Consider the following 21,923-nt stretch of genomic DNA (forward strand, 5'->3'; position numbering starts at 1 on the left):
ATCTTTGCGGCTTTTACTTTAAAAACAGAAGCATTTATAGCCTATTTCAAAACCTGCCTAACTCCCTTTTCTGAAGAAGTGCAACTATGAATAAATATATCCTTGGAAAACTGGGATCAATGGTAGTGATTTATTTATGCTCTTTTGTGGGAATAGGCACAGTGATCGCTGACTCTGAAACTAGCTCTGCACCAACGCTGACTGATGGCTCAAACACCGCATTCCAAGATACAACTTCCATCCAGCAAAACGGAGTACAACTTAATGGTTTTAATGGTTTTTCTAATCCTCTCACACCGCCTTCATGCAGCAAGGAATGGTGTGGTTTTATAATGCTCAGAACTACTCCCTACGGGAGTCAGAGTGATGCTGGAATTGTTTTTCAATTAGGAGGCTGAAGACACGCAAGCGGAATCTCAAAAACTTTTAGCTATAGCTCAGAAAGAAAAGCTCGATCAAGAATCCACATTAATCTTGACTGAAAAACTGGCAGAAGCAATAGAGACTCAGAAAATCGAAAGAGCCAAGCTTTATGCGATCAGTCTTGCTAAGAGATTAGGATACGCTGACTACCGCCAACTTCTGAAGGATATAAGTACTCCATAGCCGTCTCAGATTGGGTTTGACATTTTATTTCTGCGTCCACTCTCTGCTAACATTACAGCGAATGTCTTCACGAACTCAGGAATTTTAAAAAGTAACAACATTAAATAAAATCTAATGTATATTTGCAGCTATTAAACTGCCGACAATCTTTAAAGTCCTTGTAAAACTGTAAATTATAGCCATCTGGTTCACACAAAGCTGCGATCGCAGCATTTGTACAGGCACAATTTTGTTTCCATAGTGTGCAATATACGCAAATCAGAATCACGATCGCCAGATTAAGCGATCGCATCTCATGATTCAGTATGAGATGTATAGACAGTTATGAGTACTGAGGTTATAACTCAAGGAAGATGGACTTTCATGATAGGGAAGCCAAAACTAAACCTCAAAAATTGGCAACCACAATTAAATGAAGCGACTTTTTGACTTCAGCCTACCTCATAGCTATTTAATCCAGCAGTTAGCTAAGTATCCCTCTGTTAAGGTAATTACCCCAACTTCACTTGCAGCACGAGCATTAAAAGTACCACACCAAAGCTTAGAAACTTTGGGAAAACAAAGTCTGCTAAAAGCAGGTATTCGAGTTGCACCAATACTAATCGCATTACGCTTGCTGCATACAGCAGTAGCTACAGTTATTCAAACATCTGATGTTGAAGGAACTACACGCGCTCTGTCTTCTGCCGTCAAAGCTATATTGCGTGCCGGAATCAATCCAGAATCACTTGCTGCTGTTAGTAGTAATCGTACCCAAAAACTAGCTCTTTTAGCTCAAACATACGTAAGTTTGCTCAGAGAAAGGGGCATGATAGATCCTGCTGAAGTTCTGTGGCAGGCTAGCGGTGCTATTACTAAACATAAACCAGTTCTGATTTATGGCTACTTTCATCCCCGCATTGACCAACTTAACTTTTTAAATGCGATCGCAGATGATGACAGTGTGATGGTATTGCCTTGTCCAGAGTCTAGCAACTTTGTAGATCCTAAAAAAGCTGTGGAATGGTTACAGCAGCAGGGCTGGGAAGTACAAGCCTTGGAAGAAACTACTCTTTCATTAGGTGAGCAACTGCAAAATTGTTTCCTTAATACAACAATAGTTCCTCCTGATGTCAAAGCCTACATTTATCCACACTTGGAATCAGAGGTACGTGGCGCGTTAGCCCAGGTAAAAAATCTTCTCAGCCAAGGAACGCCAGCAAATGAAATTGTGCTTGTAGCTAGGGATGATACACTTTATGGGCCAACAGTTTTAGATGTAGCTTACGAGTACAAATTACCAGTACGCGCTCTGTATGGAGTACCCTTGAACGCCACTAGGTTGGGAGCTTGGGTACAGTTGCTATTGGAGGTTATCCAAGAAAAATTTCCCTTTGAGTCAACTGCCAGATTGCTGAGGCATCCTTTGTGTTCTGCTATATCTGCTCCAGTTTTGCAAGAAGCCCGTAAACAGCATCCATCTGACCTTTTGGCATGGCAAAATTTGGGCGTTAACCTGTCCCTGCTTGATTCGCCGCACGAAGATAGTCGCGCTAATTGGGTAGAACGGATGCAAGATGTATTGAATAAATTTAACTTGCGCCAAGGTGCAGGACGTTGGGCTAGGGAGATTGTTGCTTATTATGAATTTCAAGAAGTGCTGGTGGACTTGTCGAAACCTGAAGAGGAAGTCATCAGTTTAGGAGAATTTGCTGCGGATGTGATAGGCAGTTTAACACTGATAACTGTGCCTGCCCAACCCGGTAGAGGGGGAGTGGAATTACATACACCCCTGTCATTATTTGGAGCCAAATTTCAGCACGTTTTTGTTTTGGGTACAGTTGAAGGCATTTTACCAGCACCAGTACAAGATGACCCAGTATTGGATTTCTTTGAACGTAAGCTACTGCGCCAACAGGGGTTTGAGTTTGAGGATGCGGCACAAGCAGCCCGAAGAGAGGTAATTTCATTCTACGCTTTACTACAAACTCCTACCCTAAGCTTGACTTTTTCTTACCCGCAGATGGTTGGTAAAGAAGTCACTTTACCCAGTCCTTACCTGTCACGATTAAAACTGGAAGTTGTGCAACCGCTACCTTTACCGATTGCTAGTTTGGAAGAGGCACGACAAATTTATCTCCGACGTGAGACTTTACCAGACGATGATGTTTTACCACAGGCAGTTCATGCTTGGAATGTGGAAAAACGAAGAGAAGGAGCAAACCCTTATGATGAGTACGATGGAGTCATTGGTTTGCCATTAGACCCGGATAGACGAGTATTTAGTGCATCGCAGCTAACTGCTTTAGGTCAATGTCCCTTTAAATGGTTTGCTAATAAAGTTTTAAAATTGGCAGACTTGGAAGAAGCAGAAGAAGAATTAAGTGCAGGATTAAGAGGTTCTCTCTATCACCGTAGCTTGGAACTAGCTTTATTAAATAGTTCAGATTTAACCAAAATTACAAAGAATTTACAAAATGCTTTTGTGCAAGCAGAACAAGACTTACAGTTACCTGTATTGTCAGCCTGGGAAGCCCGGAGAGTAGAACATTTAAAAGTTTTAGAACGTGCCTGTGTGCAACCTGATTTTTGTCAACCAGAGGCAGAGTTTTTCCATGTAGAAAAAGAGTTTACTGGAGAATGGTATGGCTTAAATATTAAAGGTATAATTGATAGAATAGACCGCACTCCTCAAGGTTTAGTTTTATTAGATTACAAAACTAGTTCCCAAGCACCACCGGGTATCAAAGATGAATCTGGTAAAACTAATGTAGATATTCAACTCCCTCTATATATTCACTTTGCTAGTACAACTTTGTTTCCTGGGGAAACAGTACATGAAGCTTATTATTACTCTGTAACCAAGGGCAAAAAGCTTTCTAATAAACAACCCAGCCAAGAAACATTAGAAGCGATCGCTCAAAAAATCAAAACTTTCTTGCACACAGGATATTACGCAGTTGAACCGGATGTCGATCAAAATGCCTGTCAGTATTGTCCTTACGACTTAGTTTGTCGTAAAGGTTCTCGCCAAAGCCGCAAAGGAATTAACCTATGAGTTTGACTGAACAACAACAAAGAGCAGCCTATGCCAATGGTAATGTTGCAGTCATAGCAGGCGCGGGGACTGGTAAAACCTATATGCTTGCGGAACGCTACTTGTATCATCTGCGGGTGCGTGAGTTTTCACCTTTAGAGATTGTTGCAGTTACATATACAGAAAAAGCGGCTGCGGAGTTGCGATCGCGCATTCGTCTTTTGGTTAGTCAGGAATTACCAGAACGTTCTGACTTATTGGCAGAACTTGAGGCGGCTCAAATTAGTACTATCCACGCTTTAGCAATGCGAATCTGTCGGGAACATCCCCAAGCTGCGGATGTGCCACCTGATTTTACAGTTTTAGATAAACTAGAGGGAATTCTTTGGGTTAGCCAGTGGTTAGATGAAGCATTGGATTCTTTACCTGTAGAGCTTTACGAAAAAATTCCTTATTCTTTGATGTCCCAAACTTTGCAGACATTGCTGAAAGACCCAATTGCTGCTGAGAAAGCTCTAGCACAGGGTACTGAAAAATGGCAGCAGTTGGCAGAGGAGTTACAAGAAAAAGCTCTTCGTGAGTTGTTGCAGCATCCAACTTGGAAACAAGCACGCATCACTTTACAAACTTATGTAGGACAAGCAAGCGATCGCTTGGAAGTAGAAAGCCGTCAACCAGCTTTGCAAGCAATGAATGCTGTAGAGTCGGGAGAAAATATTACAGAATCGTTATCGGTGATAGCAGGACTCAAAATTAATTTTGGTAGTAAAAAGAATTGGCCGGAGGGAGTCTTAGAAATTGTTAAAAAAACTATCAGTGAACTGCGAGATTTAGTCCAAAAATCTCTTAAAGATGGTTTAGTAACTCTAGAATTTGGTGTGGCTGATGAGCAGTTAAAGACTATGCTACCAGCACTGCAAGAAGCGTTTAGTTTAGTACAAAAACATATCAATCAAGAGAAACACCGTTCTCGTGTTTTGGACTTTGCAGATTTGGAAGTTGGCGCACTGCGAGCTTTACAAGATGAGCAAGTACAGTTTTATTATGCTCAACGGTGGCAGGCTTTCTTAGTCGATGAATTTCAAGATACTAACCCTGTTCAGTCGGAGATATTACAATTACTCACGCAAAATACTTTACTGACTATAGTCGGGGATGCTAAACAATCAATTTATGGGTTTCGCCGTGCTGATGTTGAAGTATTTCATAGTTGGCGCGATCGCATTACCAGTTGTGGTGGAAATGAAGAGATTTTAACCACTAGCTTCCGCACTCACAAACTACTGGTGGATGATATCAATAATATATTTGCCCCATTGTTAGGTAATATACACCAAAATTTAGATGCTCATCGCGCAGACTGCCCTAATTCTTACCCACCAGTACAAGTTTATACAGTACAAGCCGAGTCAGACATCAATAAACCTCAGCGTTTAAGAGTAGAAGCTTGTCATATAGCGGAACTACTCAAACAAATGCTAGATGACCAAACTCCGGTTTACGATAAAAAAACTCAGATGCTGCGTCCAATGCTGCCTGGGGATATTGCAATATTGTCTCGCACATGGGAACCGTTGGAAGTTTACGGCGAAGCTTTGGAAAGTGTGGGAATTCCTGTCGCTTTGGCTGGCGGTGGTAATTTACTGGCCACAAGGGAAGCTAAAGATGGTTGGGCATTGTTGCGTTTTTTGGCTGATCCCAGTGACGATTTAGCTTTAGTGGCAGTGCTGCGTAGTCCGTTTTTTGCAGTTAGTGATAGAGTCCTGTTTACTTTCATTCAAAGCCAAGAGGAAAATAAGACCACAGAAAATGATGAAGAATCGAAAACTAACTGGTGGCAAAAACTAAAATCATCTGATATTCCTGAATTGCAGCGACCAGTACAAGTATTGGGTCAACTGTTGCGCGATCGCAATTTAGAACCCCCAACTCGCCTTCTGCAACTAGCAAATCATCTAACTGGTTACACTGCTGTCATTACTAACTTACCGGGTGCAGCACGGCGAGAAGCTGACTGGCGAGGTTTTGTAGAATTAGTACAGCAGTTAGAACATGGCAGTAGTGATGTGTTTGCCGCAGTCCGTCGTCTTAAGCGGTTAGCAGCAGCAGAAATAAAAATACCCCGTTTACCTTTATCAGCTAATGATGCAGTGGCTTTAATGAGTATTCATGCTGCTAAAGGCTTGGAGTGGTCAGTAGTAGTTATTCCTGATTTAGCTCGTTCCCAATCCCATCCCAGCGAAACAGTTTACTTTGACCCCACATACGGTGTTGCTTTGAAGCTAGAGGACGAGCAAGGTGAAACTCAAAAGCCTGTGCTATACGTCTGTTTGGAGCATTTGCGGAAACAGAGGGAAGAAGCAGAGGCTTTGCGGTTACTGTATGTAGCTTTAACCCGTGCGCGAGATCAACTAATTCTGACTGCAACCCATGAATCTAGAGGTAGTTTAAATAAGCTAGAACTTGGTTTAGCTGCTGCGGGAATTTCTATAAATACTATTCCTTTTGATCTAGAATTAGCACAACCTCCAGTGCCACCAGAACCACCTTTACCACCAGAACCTCATAGTTTACTAATCAATTCTGTCGGAGCAGGTTTATGTGAATTACCTGTCACTGCTTTAAGTGAGTATGCCCTATGTCCTAAACGGTTTGCTTATCGGTTTATACAAGGTCATCCAGGGATTGGCTCAGGCGTTGGAAGGGCAAGGCGAGTCGGAACTTTGGCACACTTGGCTTTGGAACGGGATATCCGCGACTTAGAAACATTAGCAGGATTTGACGTTAGTTTGGCAAAAGAATATGTTGATGAGGCTTTGCAGCTAGCACAGCGATTCGATCGGGTGGCAGATTTTGCCTTGTTTCAAAAAGGGCAGTGGGAGTTGCCTGTAAATTTGAATATTGGGCGCTTGACCTTTAACGGTATTGTTGATTTATTAGGAGAAGACTGGGTTCTAGATTTCAAAACTGACCAAGAAATAGACCCACAACATCACCGCTTTCAGCTTTGGGCTTATGCACAAGCAACAGGAAGCACTAATGCTCACATAGCTTACCTGCGGCATGATTATTTGCACTCATTTAGCACTGAGGAATTGCAAAACACTGGTCAAGAGGCAGAAATTTTAGTTCAACAGATTTTGGATGGAAATTTCCTGGCTAATTCTTCCCACACTAATTGCGGCTTTTGTGCATATCAGGAAATTTGCGACGAACGTTATCAAGCAACAGATGACGCAGCAGAGTCAACTGCCTTTCAAATGGCAGACACAGAAACTCAGGATCAGGAAGACAGGGAAACAAATGAAAATTCTTCTTCATCCGCAAAGTTATCGTCTGAGGTGAACACGCAGCCTGAACAACCAAATATTGCTGAATATGAATTAATATCCACAAAAATTAGCAGCTACTTTCCCCAAGCCGCAGAATTGTACTATCGGCTGATTATAGTTCCATGTGATGCCTGCGGCAGGCAAAGCGATCGCACTCAAAAAATCAACTTTCAAAAAATTGCCGAATTCGGTAACAATAGATACATAAATGTCAACTTAGAATTAAGTCGAGAGTTACTAGAGTTGACACAAGGGCAGCGTTCTTTAAAAGCAGAAGAGTTATTAAGAAAAATAATTGGGAATCCTGATAATAAGGTAATTTTTTTAGAACACTTGGAGATTCTGTTTGATACTTCTCTCAAGCTTGACCCATTACAGTGTCTCCAGAAATTAGCCCGCAATCGTACCATTGTGGCTAGATGGCACGGTAATATTAAGAACAATAACTTAATTTATGCTGAATCAGCACATCCTGAGTACCGTTGTTATCCTGTAAAGGATTTTTTAATCGTTAACCTCGAACAGATGGAAGCCAGCTAAAGCTAATAACTAGAGTAAAAATGGTGCTATGAAATACGGTGAGTTAATTCAATTTGAGCCGATTGAGACTGTAATTCAATTACAGGATGCTAGTGAATTAGCTGAGGCACAGCGACTGGTTTCCACTTATGTAATTTCTCAAGAGATGGCAGATCGTCTAGCATCTGTAGTTTTTCCGAATTTGCAATTTGAGCAGCCTGCTGATAATAAAGGTATTCTGGTTGTAGGAAATTACGGTACTGGCAAGTCGCATTTAATGTCGGTGATAAGTGCGATCGCAGAATATACAGAACTTTCTAGCTATCTGCAAAATCCTCAAGTTGCTGAAAGTGCGCGTCCTATTGCTGGTAAGTTCAAGGTGATTCGCATAGAACTGGGTTCGACAACAATGGATTTGCGAGAAGTTGTCTGTTCCCAGCTAGAAGCAGCACTCTTAAATTGGGGGATTGAATTTCAGTTTCCCCCAAGGGATACAATCTCTAATCATAAAGGTGCATTTGAAGATATGATGGCGCTTTTTCAGGAGCAGTTTCCTGAGCAAGGTTTGCTGTTTGTGGTGGATGAACTCCTAGACTATTTACGCAGTCGCAAAGACCAAGCGTTAATTCTCGACCTCTCTTTTTTGCGAGAATTGGGCGAAGTTTGCAAAGACTTAAGGTTTCGCATTATTGCAGGTTTGCAAGAAACTTTATTTGATAATCCTCGTTTTGGATTTGTAGCTGATGCAATTCGCCGAGTTAAAGACCGTTTTGAGCAAATATTAATTGCTCGTAGAGATATTAAATATGTAGTTGCAGAACGTCTGTTAAAGAAAACCGCAGACCAACTAACAAAAATTCGAGAGCATTTAACTCCTTTCGCAAAGTTCTACGGCAATATGAACGAGCGGATGGATGAATTTGTCAGGCTGTTTCCCATCCACCCGGATTATATTGATACATTTGAGCGAATTACTGTTGCTGAAAAGCGAGAAGTGCTGAAAACTCTGTCTCTGACGATGCGGAAATTGGTCAACCAAAATATGCCGCAAGATGCACCGGGTTTAATTGCTTACGATAGCTACTGGGATACCCTCAAAGAAAACCCTTCCTTCCGCGCAGTTCCCGATATTCGCGCAGTGATTGATTGTTCCCAGGTGCTAGAAGGACGCATTCAGCAAGCTTTGACTCGTCCTATTTATAAACCAATAGCATTGCGAATTATCGCCGCGCTATCAGTACATCGTTTAACTGTAGGAGATATTTACTCACCTTTGGGTGCAACACCAGATGAGTTAAGAGATAGTTTATGTCTCTATGACCCAGTAGTAGCAGAGTTAGGGGGTGAGCCTGCGGATGATTTGCTCTCCCAAATTGAAACGGTATTACGGGAAATTTATAAAACGGTCAGTGGGCAGTTTATTTCTTCTAACACTAATAATCGTCAATATTATATTGATTTAAAGAAAACAGATGATTATGATGCTTTGATTGAGAAGCGATCTGAGAGTCTGGATAGTTCACAGTTAGACAAATATTATTTTTTAGCACTCCAGCAGGTGCTGGAATGCACAGACCAAACTTATGTCACTGGTTATCGCATTTGGGAGCATGAGTTAGAGTGGACAACCAAAAAAGCTACTCGCCAAGGCTATTTGTTTTTTGGTGCGCCAAATGAACGTTCTACCGCAACTCCATCAAGAGATTTTTATCTGTACTTTATTCCACCTTTTGACCCGCCACCGCCATCTTATAAAAAAGAAAAAAATGCTGACGAGGTTTTCTTTGAATTAGCAAAGCCTGATGATACCTTTCGACAGAATTTGAACAAGTATGCTGCTGCATTAGAGTTAGGTTCAACTTCATCGGGACAAGCGAAGAGAAGTTATGAAGATAAAGCAAAAGGCTTTCTACGTAATTTGGTTAATTGGCTGCAAGAACATATAACAACAGCCTTTGAAGTTACTCACCAAGGAAAAACTAAATACTTTTTGGAATGGATGAAGGGTGTTAAAACAGCGAGTGGTGCGCGTGCAAATGTACGCGATCTTCTCAATACAATTAGTTCTGGCTGTTTGGCTGGTCATTTTACCGATCAAGCACCAGAATATCCTACTTTTAATGTGCTGATTACCAGTGCGAACAGAAGCCAAGCTGCACAGGACGCATTGCGTTTTATTAAGGGTAGCAGCAAAACCCAGCAAGCGATCGCAGTTCTTGATGCTTTAGAATTACTTGATGGCGATAGACTCGACGTTCATAGCTCCAAATATGCCAAATATATTTTGTCTCTTCTACAGCAAAAGGGTTCTGGTCAAGTTCTCAACCGTGTAGAAATTATTCAGGATGTATTGGGTGTGGAGTATATGGCTCCTGGTCAATATCGCCTAGAACGGGAGTGGGTTGTGGTTTTGTCTGCGGCATTAGTTTACAACGGGGATATAGTATTAGCAGTTCCAGGGAATAAGTTTGATGCTAATAATTTGGATACTTTGGTAACTACTTCTGTTGAGGAACTAATTAACTTTAAGCACCTTGAACAACCGAAAGATTGGAATTTACCTGCACTGAGAGCATTATTTGAGCTATTGGGACTGACACCAGGAATGGCTCAGTTGATAACTCAGGGTAAAGATGAAGCAGTTCAAGAATTGCAGAAAGCTGTTACTGAAACAGTTAATCAAATTGTATTAGCACGGCAGAAATTACAAACTGGGTTAATTTTCTGGGGACGGAATCTTTTAACTGATGTATTACAGAATGAATATCGCTCTAATTTAGACCGAACTAAAACTTTTCTGGAGTCACTGCAATCTTTTACTACTCCAGGTAAGCTGAAAAACTTCCGCTATCAAGAGCAAGAAATCACTACACACCGTAGTGGTTTGCAAACCCTGGCAGAAATTACCGCACTGCAAGATTTACTCACTAATTTGGGAGCAATTGCATCTTACCTGACAATAGCCGAGGCAGTGTTACCGAGTGAACATCCTTGGTTAGCTAAAATGCGACAGATACAGGGAGAAATTCTGACAGATATCTTAAATTCCCAGAAGCGTTCTGGGGTTAGTTTTCGCCAGCAAAGCTTGCAAAAACTAACAGACCTGAAGCAGAATTACATCCAAAATTACATGGCATTGCATACCAGTGCGCGATTGGGTGTAAATGAAGACAGGCTCAAAGTACAATTGCTTCAGGATGTGCGATCGCAAAGTTTACAGAAATTGACGACAATAGATTTAATGCCGGCTAGTCAGTTCCGAGATTGGCAAAATAATCTGGCAAGTTTGAAAACTTGTGCAGTATTGACTGAACAGGAATTGCAAGCCACAGCGATTTGTCCCCACTGTCAGTTTAAACCAGCAACTGAGGCAATAGACATACCTGCTAGCAGTGGGTTAGGGGAGATTGAAACAGAGCTAGACCAAATTTTGGCTAACTGGACGCAGACACTACTGGCAAATTTAGAAGACCCGACAACGCGAGAAAATTTGAATTTGCTCAAAACTGAGCAAAGACGGTTAGTTGATGAGTTTTTGGCATCACGGATTCTACCTAATCCATTGACAAAGGAGTTTATTCATGCGGTTAAGGAAGTCCTTTCCGGTTTGGCGAAAGTGGTAGTGAACACGCAAGACTTACAAAAAGTTTTACTTGCAGGTGGTTCACCTTGTACTGTACAAGAAATGAAGAAGCGTTTTGATGATTATCTTGGCGACCTTGCAAGAGGTAAGGATTTAAGTAAGGTCAGGATTGTTGTTGAATAAAATAACCCCAGGCTTAACTCCCTTCTAGCTTCCTGGTAGGGGGAGTTTATTCTGAGAGAATTTTCTCTAGGAATTGGGAGTGCTTGAGAGAAGACAATATAAACCAAAGCAGAGTCATCAAATGGAAGGACAGCAATTACCACTAGATATTCAACTTAATACAAATTCTGAAGAAAAAGGTGCAGTTGAGTGCCTTGGTATGACTTTTGAAAGTGATGAGGCACGCCGAGCTTATTTTACAGAAAAGTTGCGAGAGAAATTACAAGACCCAGAATTTCGCCAGATAGAGGGATTTCCTATTGGTGAAGATGAAGATATTTTGGCACTTTCTGATCCACCTTACTATACTGCCTGTCCTAATCCGTTTATTGAAGATTTTATTAATTCTTGGAATCTAGAAATAAAACAAAATAATTCAGTAGTTGAAGCTGATCGTTATCACCGTGAACCTTTTGCCGCAGATGTAAGTGAAGGAAGAAACGATCCAATTTATAATACGCACTCATACGTTACGAAAGTACCACACAAAGCCATTATGCGCTATGTGTTACATTATACTGAACCTGGCGATCTTATTTTCGACGGTTTTTGTGGTTCTGGAATGACAGGTGTGGCAGCCCAGTTATCTGGAGATACCGCAATAATTGAATCTTTGGGTTATAAGGTACTGGGTAATGGCAATATTTTGGATACTGATGGGAAAGTTTTTTCTAAAATAGGTACACGACGCGCAATTTTAAATGATATTTCACCAGTAGCTACTTTTATTGCTTATAACTATAATACACCTGTTGACTTGGTGGAATTTGAAATACAAGCAAAGCAAATCTTAGCAGAACTAGAAAAACAATGCGGATGGATGTATTTGACTCTACACAATCCGAATTTTGCAAACATAGAAATGGCAGTTTCACTTCTTAAATCTGCCAACCCAAAATCTGAACTTAATAAGTCATGTTTGCCTTTTGGTAAAATTAACTATACAGTATGGTCTGATGTTTTTATTTGTCCTGAATGTACAGGAGAAATAATTTACTGGGAAGCAGCTATAGATAAAGTAGCTGGCAAAGTTTTAGATAATTTTTCCTGCCCTCATTGTAAGGCTCAGGTAACAAAACGTCACCTTGAAAGAGCATGGTCAAATAGTTTTGATTCCATTATTAATGAACCTATTAAACAGGCTAAACAAGTACCAGTTATTATTAATTATATATACGGTAATAAACGGTTTGATAAAATACCAGATGTTTATGATTTGGCAAATATAGAACACATTAAAAATACCAATTTTACTAATACATATCCAGTTAATAAAATTCCTGATGGATATAATACTGAACAACCTAAAATATCACATGGTATCACTCACGTACATCATTTTTATAGTAGCCGTAATTTAATTACAGCTGCTCTCTTCTATCAATTAGTTAAAAATTCTAGATATTTAGCACTATTGACAGCAGTTGCATCTGATATATCTAAAATGTCACGAGTCCAAGTAAGCCACTATTTTAAGGGAGGAGGTGGCCCTTTTATTCCGGGGTTAGCAGGTACTCTTTATATCTCCAGTTTATCTGCTGAGAAACGAGCAATATTTGCATTAGAAAACCGTTTATCTACATTTTCTCGTTCTTTAAGATTACAAACTTATAGTAACTGCTTAATTAATAACTCATCTAGTTCTAAAATTAAAAATATTCCTGATAACTCTGTTGACTATATTTTTACAGATCCTCCATTTGGAGGGAATTTAATGTATTCAGAGTTAAATTTTTTATTAGAAGCATGGCTGAAAGTTTTTACAAATAATAAAGCAGAAGCCATTGAAAATAAAATCCAAGGAAAAAGCCTTGGAGATTATCAAATACTGATGTTTCAATGTTTTCTTGAGTACTATCGTTTATTAAAACCTGGACGTTGGCTAACTGTTGAATTTCACAATTCAAAAAATAATGTATGGAATATTATTCAAGAATCTCTACAACAAGCAGGTTTTGTAATTGCAGATGTACGTACTTTAGATAAACAGCAAGGTACTTTTAAGCAAGTAAATAACAGTAATGCAGTAAAACAAGATTTAATTATTTCTGCCTATAAACCTACTACTGCACTAGAAGAAAGCTTCCAACTAGAAGCTGGAACAGAAGAAGCTTGTTGGGAATTTATCCGTAACCATTTACAACAACTCCCTGTATTCGTCGCTAAAAACGGAATAGCTGAAACCATCGCTGAACGCCAAAATTATTTATTATTTGACCGCATGGTAGCCTTCCATATACAACGCGGTTTTACTGTTCCCCTTTCCGCTTCTGAATTTTACGCTGGACTTACACAGCGTTTTAATGAACGTGATGAAATGTACTTTCTGCAAGAACAAATAGCGGAGTACGATAAAAAACGCATGACAGTAAAAGAAATTCTTCAACTAGAACTAGTTATCATTAATGAAGAAACTGCCGTTCAGTGGCTAAAACAACAACTTATTAAAAAACCCCAAACTTTCCAAGAAATTCAGCCCCAGTTCATGCAAGTAACAGCCGCATGGTCGAAAGCAGAACAACGCTTAGAATTATCCGAAATTCTCAAACAAAACTTTATCCTTTACGAAGGGAAAGACGCAATTCCTAACCAAATTGTCTCTTGGTTAAAACTTTCATCTCTCCACCGCGATACAATCAACAAAATCGAAGAAAATGCCGTACTTTCAGGAAATGGGTTGGAAACAGATCACCTGACTCTTATCAGTGCTGCCAAAGATAGATGGTATGTCCCTGACCCAAACAGAGCAATAGATTTAGAAAAGTTACGTGAAAAAGCTTTACTCAAAGAATTCGAGGAATATCGTCAAAGTAAGCAAAAGAAACTCAAAGTATTTCGTTTAGAAGCTGTACGTGTAGGTTTTAAAAAAGCATGGCAGGAGCGAAATTATCAACTAATTGTTGATGTAGCCAAGAAAATACCAGAAACTGTACTGCAAGAAGACCAAAAATTAATTATGTTGTATGACAACGCTCTTAACAGATTAGAGGAATAAGATAATTTTGGATTCTGGGTTGTAAGTTATTGCAGAGAAATCATATCTCTTATTCGGTGGGTATTACCTGCCCTTTCATGGATAAATGCAAATAAATAGTAAAAAATACTACATTATATGTGTCTGCTCCACCCTAATTACGAGGTATATTCGTATAATATGTAGCAGTATTTTCCGGGTAAAACCTTATTATCTATGCTCACCCAAGTACTGCAAACTTACCCCCAGCCTATCGCTTACGCTTATGCCAACATCTACCGTACCCGTTCTCAAGCAGAAAAATTAGACCAAATTCTCCGTTGTGCTGAAGTTACTACCCGTTACCTCTGTGCGTTAGCCATAGCATCCTTTGCCGCACGAGAAGATACAACAGTTTCACCACCTCCGGCTTTAACAGAATTTCGTGGCAATTTAGCTTTTGGTCACTTTCTCAGTGTTGTCCAAGCAATTTCTAGCCTTAGTACTCGCCATCCGTTACAGCTTCTATTTTCCCAGTGCGTTCAGAATAAAAAGAGTATCGCCAAAGGTAAATTAGAAAAATTACTAAACCTGAGAAACGATGTTGGTCACGACTTAAGAGGCTTAAATGAAACCAGTGCCACTACAATTTTAAATTCACAAGACCCACTTACAACACTCGAAGAATTACTACAAGGAATTCTTAGCCTATGCGAGTTACCTCTATTTTTAGTTGATACTCAAAAGCCAATTCGCCGGGTTATGCACATGGTTCGGCTGCTGCTGATGGGGGAACAAAGCGAACCTATGCCAGAGGAGATTGCTATTTGTGAGTGGTTTTCAGATGAAAAAAGGTTATATGTTGGTACAAAAGAGGGCGCACTTTTACTTTACCCGATGTTGGTGTGGGGTTTAGAACGCGATCGCGCTGCCCAAAGTATTTACCTGATAGATAAAGTTGCTACAGAAAAACTTACGTATAAATCCTTGGCTGCTGTCAGTCCACCAACAGAACCACCAATACCAGATGATTTGTTGCGAGTACTGCAAGGTGAACCTGTGCCGATTGAGGCGATAACACTAAATGATGGCAGAAGCTTTTTAGAGGCTTGGAAAGAACGGCAAGAACTTATTATTACAGGTAAAACAAACGTTTCCCGGAACGTGGGTTGGACGGAATTAGACCAGCAAACTCTGCACTGGTACAGCAAGATTTTAAAGGCAAAGCTTAACTTAGAAATCTTAAATGAGCAGGGAATAGAAATTGACTGGAACAACCCAATAGAAGTAATTCGCCAAACTTTACTTGATGGAAGGGGAGAAGTTACACCCGACGATTTGCACCAGTTAACGCTGCTATTTGGCAATGGTAAAGAAATTCACCGCAAAATAGGACGGGAAATTCTCGACTTACGCGCAAGATTAACAACTGAAGGACGTTGGGATAAACGAGAAGAATTAACTGAAAACTTACTCCAATCACTGCGGAAAGCTATTGATTTTATTACCCAGCACAACCCTATTGAAGGGTTATCTACAGATAATCTCCAGACACCCACCGGTTCTGCTGACTATATTGCTGTCCGCGAAGCTTTGATCAACCTAATTATTCACCAGGACTACACAGACCAACGCACAGTTGCACAAATCGAACTAGTACCACATTGTACAATTATGGTTAATGCAGGTGCATCACTAGTATCAGAAAAAGACCTGATGAACGGTGGAACTAGCACCGCCCGTAACCCACTAATTGCTCGTGCTTTGAAATTAATAGGTTTTGCCGAACTTGGTGGTTCTGGTTTGCGGGAAGTCTCCCGTGTTTGGCGCAATGCTAAACGCCGTCCTCCAATTGTGCTAACAGATGAACAACACAACCGCTTCCGTATCGAACTTGATTCTCGTCCGTTAAAAATTATCGCCGATACTTTTTGGAAACAGCGTTTGGGAGCTACTGTTACCCCCGAAGCTGCAAAAATTCTGGGACTTTTGGGTAATGCTCCTGCGGGAATGACTCTTGCCGCTATTTGTTCAGGGACAGGTACTAACAGCGAAGATGTAATAGTAATGTGTCAATCTCTCCAAAAAGATATGCTGATTGACTTTGAAGCTGAGGTGTACCATCTCAAACCTCATTTACAAGATTTAGCGAGAGAGGCACCATGATGGATGGTGCTTGGTTGTGGAGTGAAGAACATCGCCAATTATGCAAAGTTATTGAAACCCAAACCCTTTGGGGGAATACCTTCCATCGCATCTGGCTACCCAACCAAGAAACTGTAGTTCGCGTTCGCGCAGACACACTAAAACCCCTATCTGTTGCAGGAATCACCACTCCAGCAGGTATTGCCTACATTGCCACATCTGCCCGCATAGCAGATGCACTAACTCAAGATGTACTCCTAGCACCAATTGAATCTGCTGTTATTCCCTTACCGCATCAAATCAAAGCATTATCAAAAGCAGTTTCCAGTAATAGCGTTCGCTACCTGCTAGCTGATGAAGTTGGACTGGGCAAAACCATAGAAGCTGGGCTAATTATGCGGGAACTGAAACTGCGGGGAATGGTGCGACGTATCCTGATAGTTGCCCCCAAAGGTTTAGTCAGCCAGTGGGTAAGCGAAATGCGGCTGCATTTTAACGAAGAATTTCAGCTTATCCTTCCCGAAGACATCAAAACTTTGCAGCGTCTGTATAGCAACCCAGAAAACCAAAATCCGTGGAGTCTTTTTAACCAAGTAGTTTGTCCAATGGACTCAGTAAAACCAATGGATAAACGCCGGGGCTGGACAAAAGAACAACTAGCAGAATATAACCGCGATCGCTTTGAAGATTTAATCGCCGCAGCTTGGGATTTAGTCATAGTAGACGAAGCCCATCGTTTAGGCGGTAGTAGCGACCAAGTTGCCCGTTATAAACTCGGTCAAGGACTATCGGAAGCTGCACCTTACTTTCTACTCCTTTCTGCCACACCGCATCAAGGCAAAACCGATGCTTTTTATCGTCTCATTTCTCTGTTAGATCCTGTTGCCTTCCCCGATATCTCCAGCGTCACGCGGGAACGGGTACAACCTTACGTCATCCGCACCGAAAAACGCCGTGCCATAAACGCCCAAGGAGAACCTTTATTTAAACCAAGACAAACTCAGCTTATACCAGTTTCGTGGTCAGGAAAACATCGCCAGCACCGCGAACTTTACGAAGCAGTTACCGACTACGTGCGTGAAGGTTACAACCAAGCACTAAAACAGAAAAAAAGTTATGTTGGCTTTTTAATGATTTTAATGCAACGGTTAGTAACATCTTCCACCCATGCCATTCGCACCACTTTAGAAAGGCGGTTAGAAGTCCTGCGCGAACCAGAAGAACAATTAACCCTCTTCCCCATGTTTGCGGCAGAGGAATGGTCAGAAATGGACGGACAGGAACAGGTTGATTCACTCCTGACAACCCGACTCAAAGCATTTAAAAACGAAAAAGCCGAGGTGGAATTATTACTAGAAGCTGCCAAACTTACAGAAGCCGCAGGTGCAGACCCCAAGGCGGAAGAGTTACTAGACTGGATTTATCGCTTGCAACAGGAAGAAAGCGACCCTGACATCAAAGTTCTGATTTTTACTGAATTTGTCCCCACCCAAAAAATGCTGCGGGAATTTTTAACTCAGCGCGGTATCTCTGTAGTTTGTCTCAACGGTTCAATGGGTATGGAGGAACGCAAACAAGTTCAAGAAGCCTTTGCCAAAGATGTTCGCATTTTAATTTCCACTGATGCTGGTGGAGAAGGATTAAACTTACAGTTCTGCCATGTAGTCATTAATTACGATATTCCCTGGAACCCGATGCGATTGGAACAGCGCATTGGTAGGGTAGACCGAATTGGACAAACTTTTTCCGTCCGCGCTTTGAACTTCGTGTTTGAAGACACGGTAGAATACCGCGTCCGTGAGGTACTGGAAGAAAAGCTGGCAGTTATTCTTAGTGAATTTGGTGTAGACAAAACTGGCGATGTCCTTGATTCAGCACAAGCCGGACTGATATTTGACGACTTGTATATCGAAACTCTGATCAACCCAGAAATTTTAGATACCAAAGTCCAAGAAGTTGTTAGTCGAGTACAACAACAGCTTGTAGTAGCCAAAGAAAGTACAGCAATTTACCAAACAAACGAGGAACTAGATCCTACCGCCGCACAACAACTAATAGATCATCCCATTCCCCACTGGGTTGAACGGATGACGATCAATTATTTGCGATCGCATGGTGGCATAGCTGAAAAACAAGGTGACACTTGGAATTTAACTTTACCTACAGGTGAACAGTTAAAAAACACTGTGTTTAATGCAACACAAGCAACAGTCACAGCCAATGCCCAACACTTAACCTTAGAAGATTCTCAAATTCGAGGCATGGTTATGGCGAAACAAGTTTTCGCCGAAGGGCAACCCATCCCTTGTATTTCCATCCCAGGCTTACCAGAAGATGTCCAAGGATTTTGGTCACTGTGGCGAATAGCCATTTATACCGAAGATTGGAATCAGCAAAGGATGATGCCCTTATTTCTTAATGATGATGGGCGAGTTTTCTTACCTACAGCCCGTTATATTTGGGAACAATTATTAACAGAGGAAGTGGAGATTCAAAAACACCTCTGTGGAGAAGAAGCAACAAAAGCATTTGGCATAGTCTGGGAAACGGCATTAGTTCAAGGTAAGGGCATTTATGAGGAACTGCTACGGAAACATCACCAACAGCTTGAGAAAGAACGTGAAAAAAATATGTACGCTTTTGCAGCAAGACGACGTGCGATAGAACGTATTGGACTACCTCAAGTGAGAGATTACAGATTGACGCAGCTGGCCCAAGAGGAACAAACTTGGCGTAAAGCGATGCAGCAAAAATCTGAAATCACACCGGAATTAATACCCTTGTTGCTAATGCGCGTGGAGAATTATTCGTGAACTGGCGTAATCAAATTTTAAAAGAATTTACACCACAGGTAGCAAATCTGACGTTAGTTGCAGATCCAGACGGCTTGCTAACGGAAGCAGAGATGCTGCAAACAATACAAGCACGAGGTTTTGAAATAGTCCCTTTTGAAGATGCGATCGCCTTCCGCTACATCTACGAATCCCAATATCGTCCCCAGCAACAACAAGGTGCAGCGTTAGATTTAATTGTTGTTGTCAACAAGGATACACAAGAGGTACGCTTGCTGCCCTATGACTTAGTACAAGCAGGACGGCAGCTTGCTTTCAATATAGGCAGTTTATTTCCCCATCTCAGCTACAGCGTAGTTAATTCCCTAGACCGCAGCAATTTTGATGCACTATATAAAGCACAGGCACAACATAAGCCAGAACAATTAGGTGAAAATGCTACTAAGGATTTTATTATACGCTATGTTTACAACATTGATCCCGACTTAATCCAGCAAACATCTGATTTACTGCTAATTCTTTTGCGTTGGCACTATCGGGGACAACGACTACCAGAGATTTTATGCGATCGCTTCATTCAAACTCTGCGCGATCGCCAATTATTTTCCACCTTACCCCTAGAAACGATCATTTGCGATCGTCAAGCTTTCTTTGCCTTTTTGCAGCAAGCTTGGCCAGAATTTGTTCGTCAGCACCTAGTAAAGTCAAGCCAAGTTTCTGAAGCAACTGGTACTTACGCCACTGTAACTAAATTGCCTTTCGACAATCAAGATATTCGCATCTACATCAACCATCTTTTCTTAGAAGGTTATCTCCAGCCTATAGACGCTGACAAACTCAAAATAACAACCACAAGCTTGGAGTCAAATTCTTGGATAAAAGTAGGTTTGAGTTTTGACCCAAAAGCTTACCAACACAGACGCTTACAAGGTTTATTAGAATCTCTAGATTCATCCATTCCTCCCAGTGATGCCAAGCACCAAGAGTGGCTGAAGTTTGGTGAAGCTTGGGCAAAATTGATAGTTTTGTGGCATCAAGAGAAGATATCAGATTTTCATGAACACTTTCTTACCCTGCAAGAAAAGGTAGACAATGCCTTTTTTAGCTGGATAAATTCGCGCTATGGCACACTTTACAATCAGCCACCAATTGTGCCTGTAATGTTACATCAAATTCCGCGTTTTCTAGCACGGTATTTGGAAGCATCAAAAACCAATAAAGTAGCATTAGTAGTATTAGATGGTCTAGCTTTAGACCAGTGGTTAGTCCTGAAAGATGTGCTGCTTGCACAACGTCCTCAGTTAAATTTCCGCGAAGAAACAGTATTTGCATGGCTACCTACAATCACTTCCGTTTCTAGGCAAGCAATATTTGCAGGGAAACCTCCAATTCTTTTTCCCAATAGCCTAGAAACCACAGCTAAGGAAGAATTTCTCTGGAAACAATTTTGGACTGATCAGGGCTTAAATCTGGCTGAAGTTGCCTATGCTAAAGGTCTAGGCGAAGCAGATAGTGTTTCGTTGGTAGAACAGAAACTATCCCCCAGATTACGGGTAGTAGGTTTGGTGGTGGATAAAGTCGATAAAATCATGCATGGGATGCAACTTGGTACTGCGGGGATGCATAACCAAGTACGCCAATGGGCAGAACTGGGTTGGATGGCGAATTTGTTAGACCTTCTACTGGCGCAAAAATTTAAAATTTTTCTGACATCTGACCACGGTAACATTGAGGCAACAGGTATCGGACAGCCTAGAGAAGGTGCGATCGCTGATTTACGTGGAGAAAGAGTAAGAATATACTCAGATTCTATTTTGAGGGCAAAAGTTAAAAGTGAATTCCCCAATGCAATTGAGTGGCAACCTTTGGGATTACCAGAAAAATATTTACCGCTTCTAGCACCGGGTCGGCAAGCTTTTATTCAAGAAGGGAAACAAATTGTTGCTCATGGTGGTATTTCTGTTGAAGAGTTAGTAGTACCATTTATTAGCGTTTCAGTTTGATCCAAATGAGCAGGCGGGTAGAAGTTGGTTTTAGTCAGCGTATTCAATTAAATTGGTTGGAACTTACAGCCAACCTTCTTTTAGCTGGTTCTACACGCTCAGAAATTCAAACAGCACTTAATGAATTTTTACAAGATAAGGTTTCAGTTGGCAGTCAAAGTAAATCTAGTGGCCGCAGAAAAACCATTTCGATACTGCTGAAAATCTGGGTTGGAGTGCCAACAAACCTAGAGCCTCTGCGAAATGAAGCTTTGGAACTTTTAAGGATCAGCCCATCTAATCAACACATAGTTATCCATTGGGGTATGGCTATGGCTGTTTACCCATTTTTCGGGACTGTTGCAGAAAATGTTGGGCGATTAATAAGATTACAGGGTTTATTTGCAGCAGCTTCTGTGCAAAGACGCATAAAAGAACAATTAGGCGAACGAGAAACAGTATCACGCGCAACTCAACGTCTAATGCGCTGTTTTGTAGATTGGGGAGTCTTGCAAGATACTAATGAAAAAGGTATATATCAACCAGCATCAGTGCAATTAGTCGATAACAGGAGACTGGTAGCATGGTTAATAGAAGCAGTTTTAATAGCAAGTAATTCTAATTCCCAAGCTTTAGGCGTAATTAGCCAAACACCTGCATTGTTTCCATTTATTGTCAGTTCCATCAACCTTAGAGATTTAGAGAAAAATCAAAGACTAGAATTTTTCTGTCAAGGTCTTGATGAAAATATGGTAATGCTCCGGCATTAGTTA

11 protein-coding genes are annotated in these 21,923 nt (G+C 41.0%); 10 read left to right on the plus strand and 1 reads right to left on the minus strand.

The window, feature by feature from the left end:
- Window positions 1-86: 86 nt before the first annotated feature.
- On the plus strand, window positions 87-398 hold the full coding sequence (locus tag V7L01_RS11345) for a hypothetical protein (protein WP_335034736.1): 312 nt from the start codon (window positions 87-89) through the stop codon (window positions 396-398).
- Between the two features lie 76 nt (window positions 399-474).
- Window positions 475-606: a hypothetical protein gene (locus V7L01_RS11350; RefSeq protein WP_335034738.1), complete on the plus strand. Its 132-nt coding sequence runs from the start codon at window positions 475-477 to the stop codon at window positions 604-606.
- A 100-nt stretch (window positions 607-706) separates the two neighbouring features.
- Here the strand turns inward: V7L01_RS11350 and V7L01_RS11355 are convergent, their stop codons facing one another.
- Window positions 707-898, minus strand: coding sequence for a hypothetical protein (locus tag V7L01_RS11355; RefSeq protein WP_335034740.1), 192 nt, complete (start codon window positions 896-898; stop codon window positions 707-709).
- Window positions 899-1,018: 120 nt separating this feature from the next.
- On the opposite strand from V7L01_RS11355, the gene V7L01_RS11360 reads away from it, so the two are divergent.
- From V7L01_RS11360 to V7L01_RS11395, 8 genes are all read left to right on the plus strand, one after another.
- Window positions 1,019-3,643: a PD-(D/E)XK nuclease family protein gene (locus tag V7L01_RS11360; RefSeq protein ID WP_335034742.1), complete on the plus strand. Its 2,625-nt coding sequence runs from the start codon at window positions 1,019-1,021 to the stop codon at window positions 3,641-3,643.
- Window positions 3,640-7,494 carry a BREX-3 system P-loop-containing protein BrxF gene (brxF, locus tag V7L01_RS11365; protein ID WP_335034743.1) on the plus strand — a complete coding sequence of 1,285 codons (3,855 nt, stop codon included), beginning with the start codon at window positions 3,640-3,642 and terminating at the stop codon, window positions 7,492-7,494. Before V7L01_RS11360 ends, brxF begins: the two co-directional genes overlap by 4 nt.
- Window positions 7,495-7,522: 28 nt before the next feature.
- Window positions 7,523-11,239 carry a DUF6079 family protein gene (locus V7L01_RS11370; RefSeq protein ID WP_335034745.1) on the plus strand — a complete coding sequence of 1,239 codons (3,717 nt, stop codon included), beginning with the start codon at window positions 7,523-7,525 and terminating at the stop codon, window positions 11,237-11,239.
- A 121-nt stretch (window positions 11,240-11,360) separates the two neighbouring features.
- On the plus strand, window positions 11,361-14,273 hold the full coding sequence (locus V7L01_RS11375) for a DNA methyltransferase (RefSeq protein WP_335034746.1): 2,913 nt from the start codon (window positions 11,361-11,363) through the stop codon (window positions 14,271-14,273).
- Between the two features lie 195 nt (window positions 14,274-14,468).
- Window positions 14,469-16,397: a hypothetical protein gene (locus V7L01_RS11380; RefSeq protein WP_335034748.1), complete on the plus strand. Its 1,929-nt coding sequence runs from the start codon at window positions 14,469-14,471 to the stop codon at window positions 16,395-16,397.
- Complete coding sequence (locus V7L01_RS11385; RefSeq protein WP_335034750.1) at window positions 16,394-19,189, plus strand: DEAD/DEAH box helicase; 2,796 nt, start codon at window positions 16,394-16,396, stop codon at window positions 19,187-19,189. Before V7L01_RS11380 ends, V7L01_RS11385 begins: the two co-directional genes overlap by 4 nt.
- Window positions 19,186-21,171: a BREX-3 system phosphatase PglZ gene (gene pglZ / locus V7L01_RS11390; protein ID WP_335034752.1), complete on the plus strand. Its 1,986-nt coding sequence runs from the start codon at window positions 19,186-19,188 to the stop codon at window positions 21,169-21,171. The genes V7L01_RS11385 and pglZ overlap by 4 nt, the downstream gene beginning before the upstream one ends.
- Before the next feature lie 5 nt (window positions 21,172-21,176).
- The gene (locus V7L01_RS11395; protein ID WP_335034754.1) at window positions 21,177-21,920 is read left to right on the plus strand and encodes a hypothetical protein; all 744 of its coding nucleotides are present in this window, start codon (window positions 21,177-21,179) and stop codon (window positions 21,918-21,920) included.
- Window positions 21,921-21,923 lie beyond the last annotated feature (3 nt).

It is taken from the genome of Nostoc sp. (assembly GCF_036917095.1).
Classification (GTDB): Bacteria; Cyanobacteriota; Cyanobacteriia; order Cyanobacteriales; family Nostocaceae; genus Nostoc.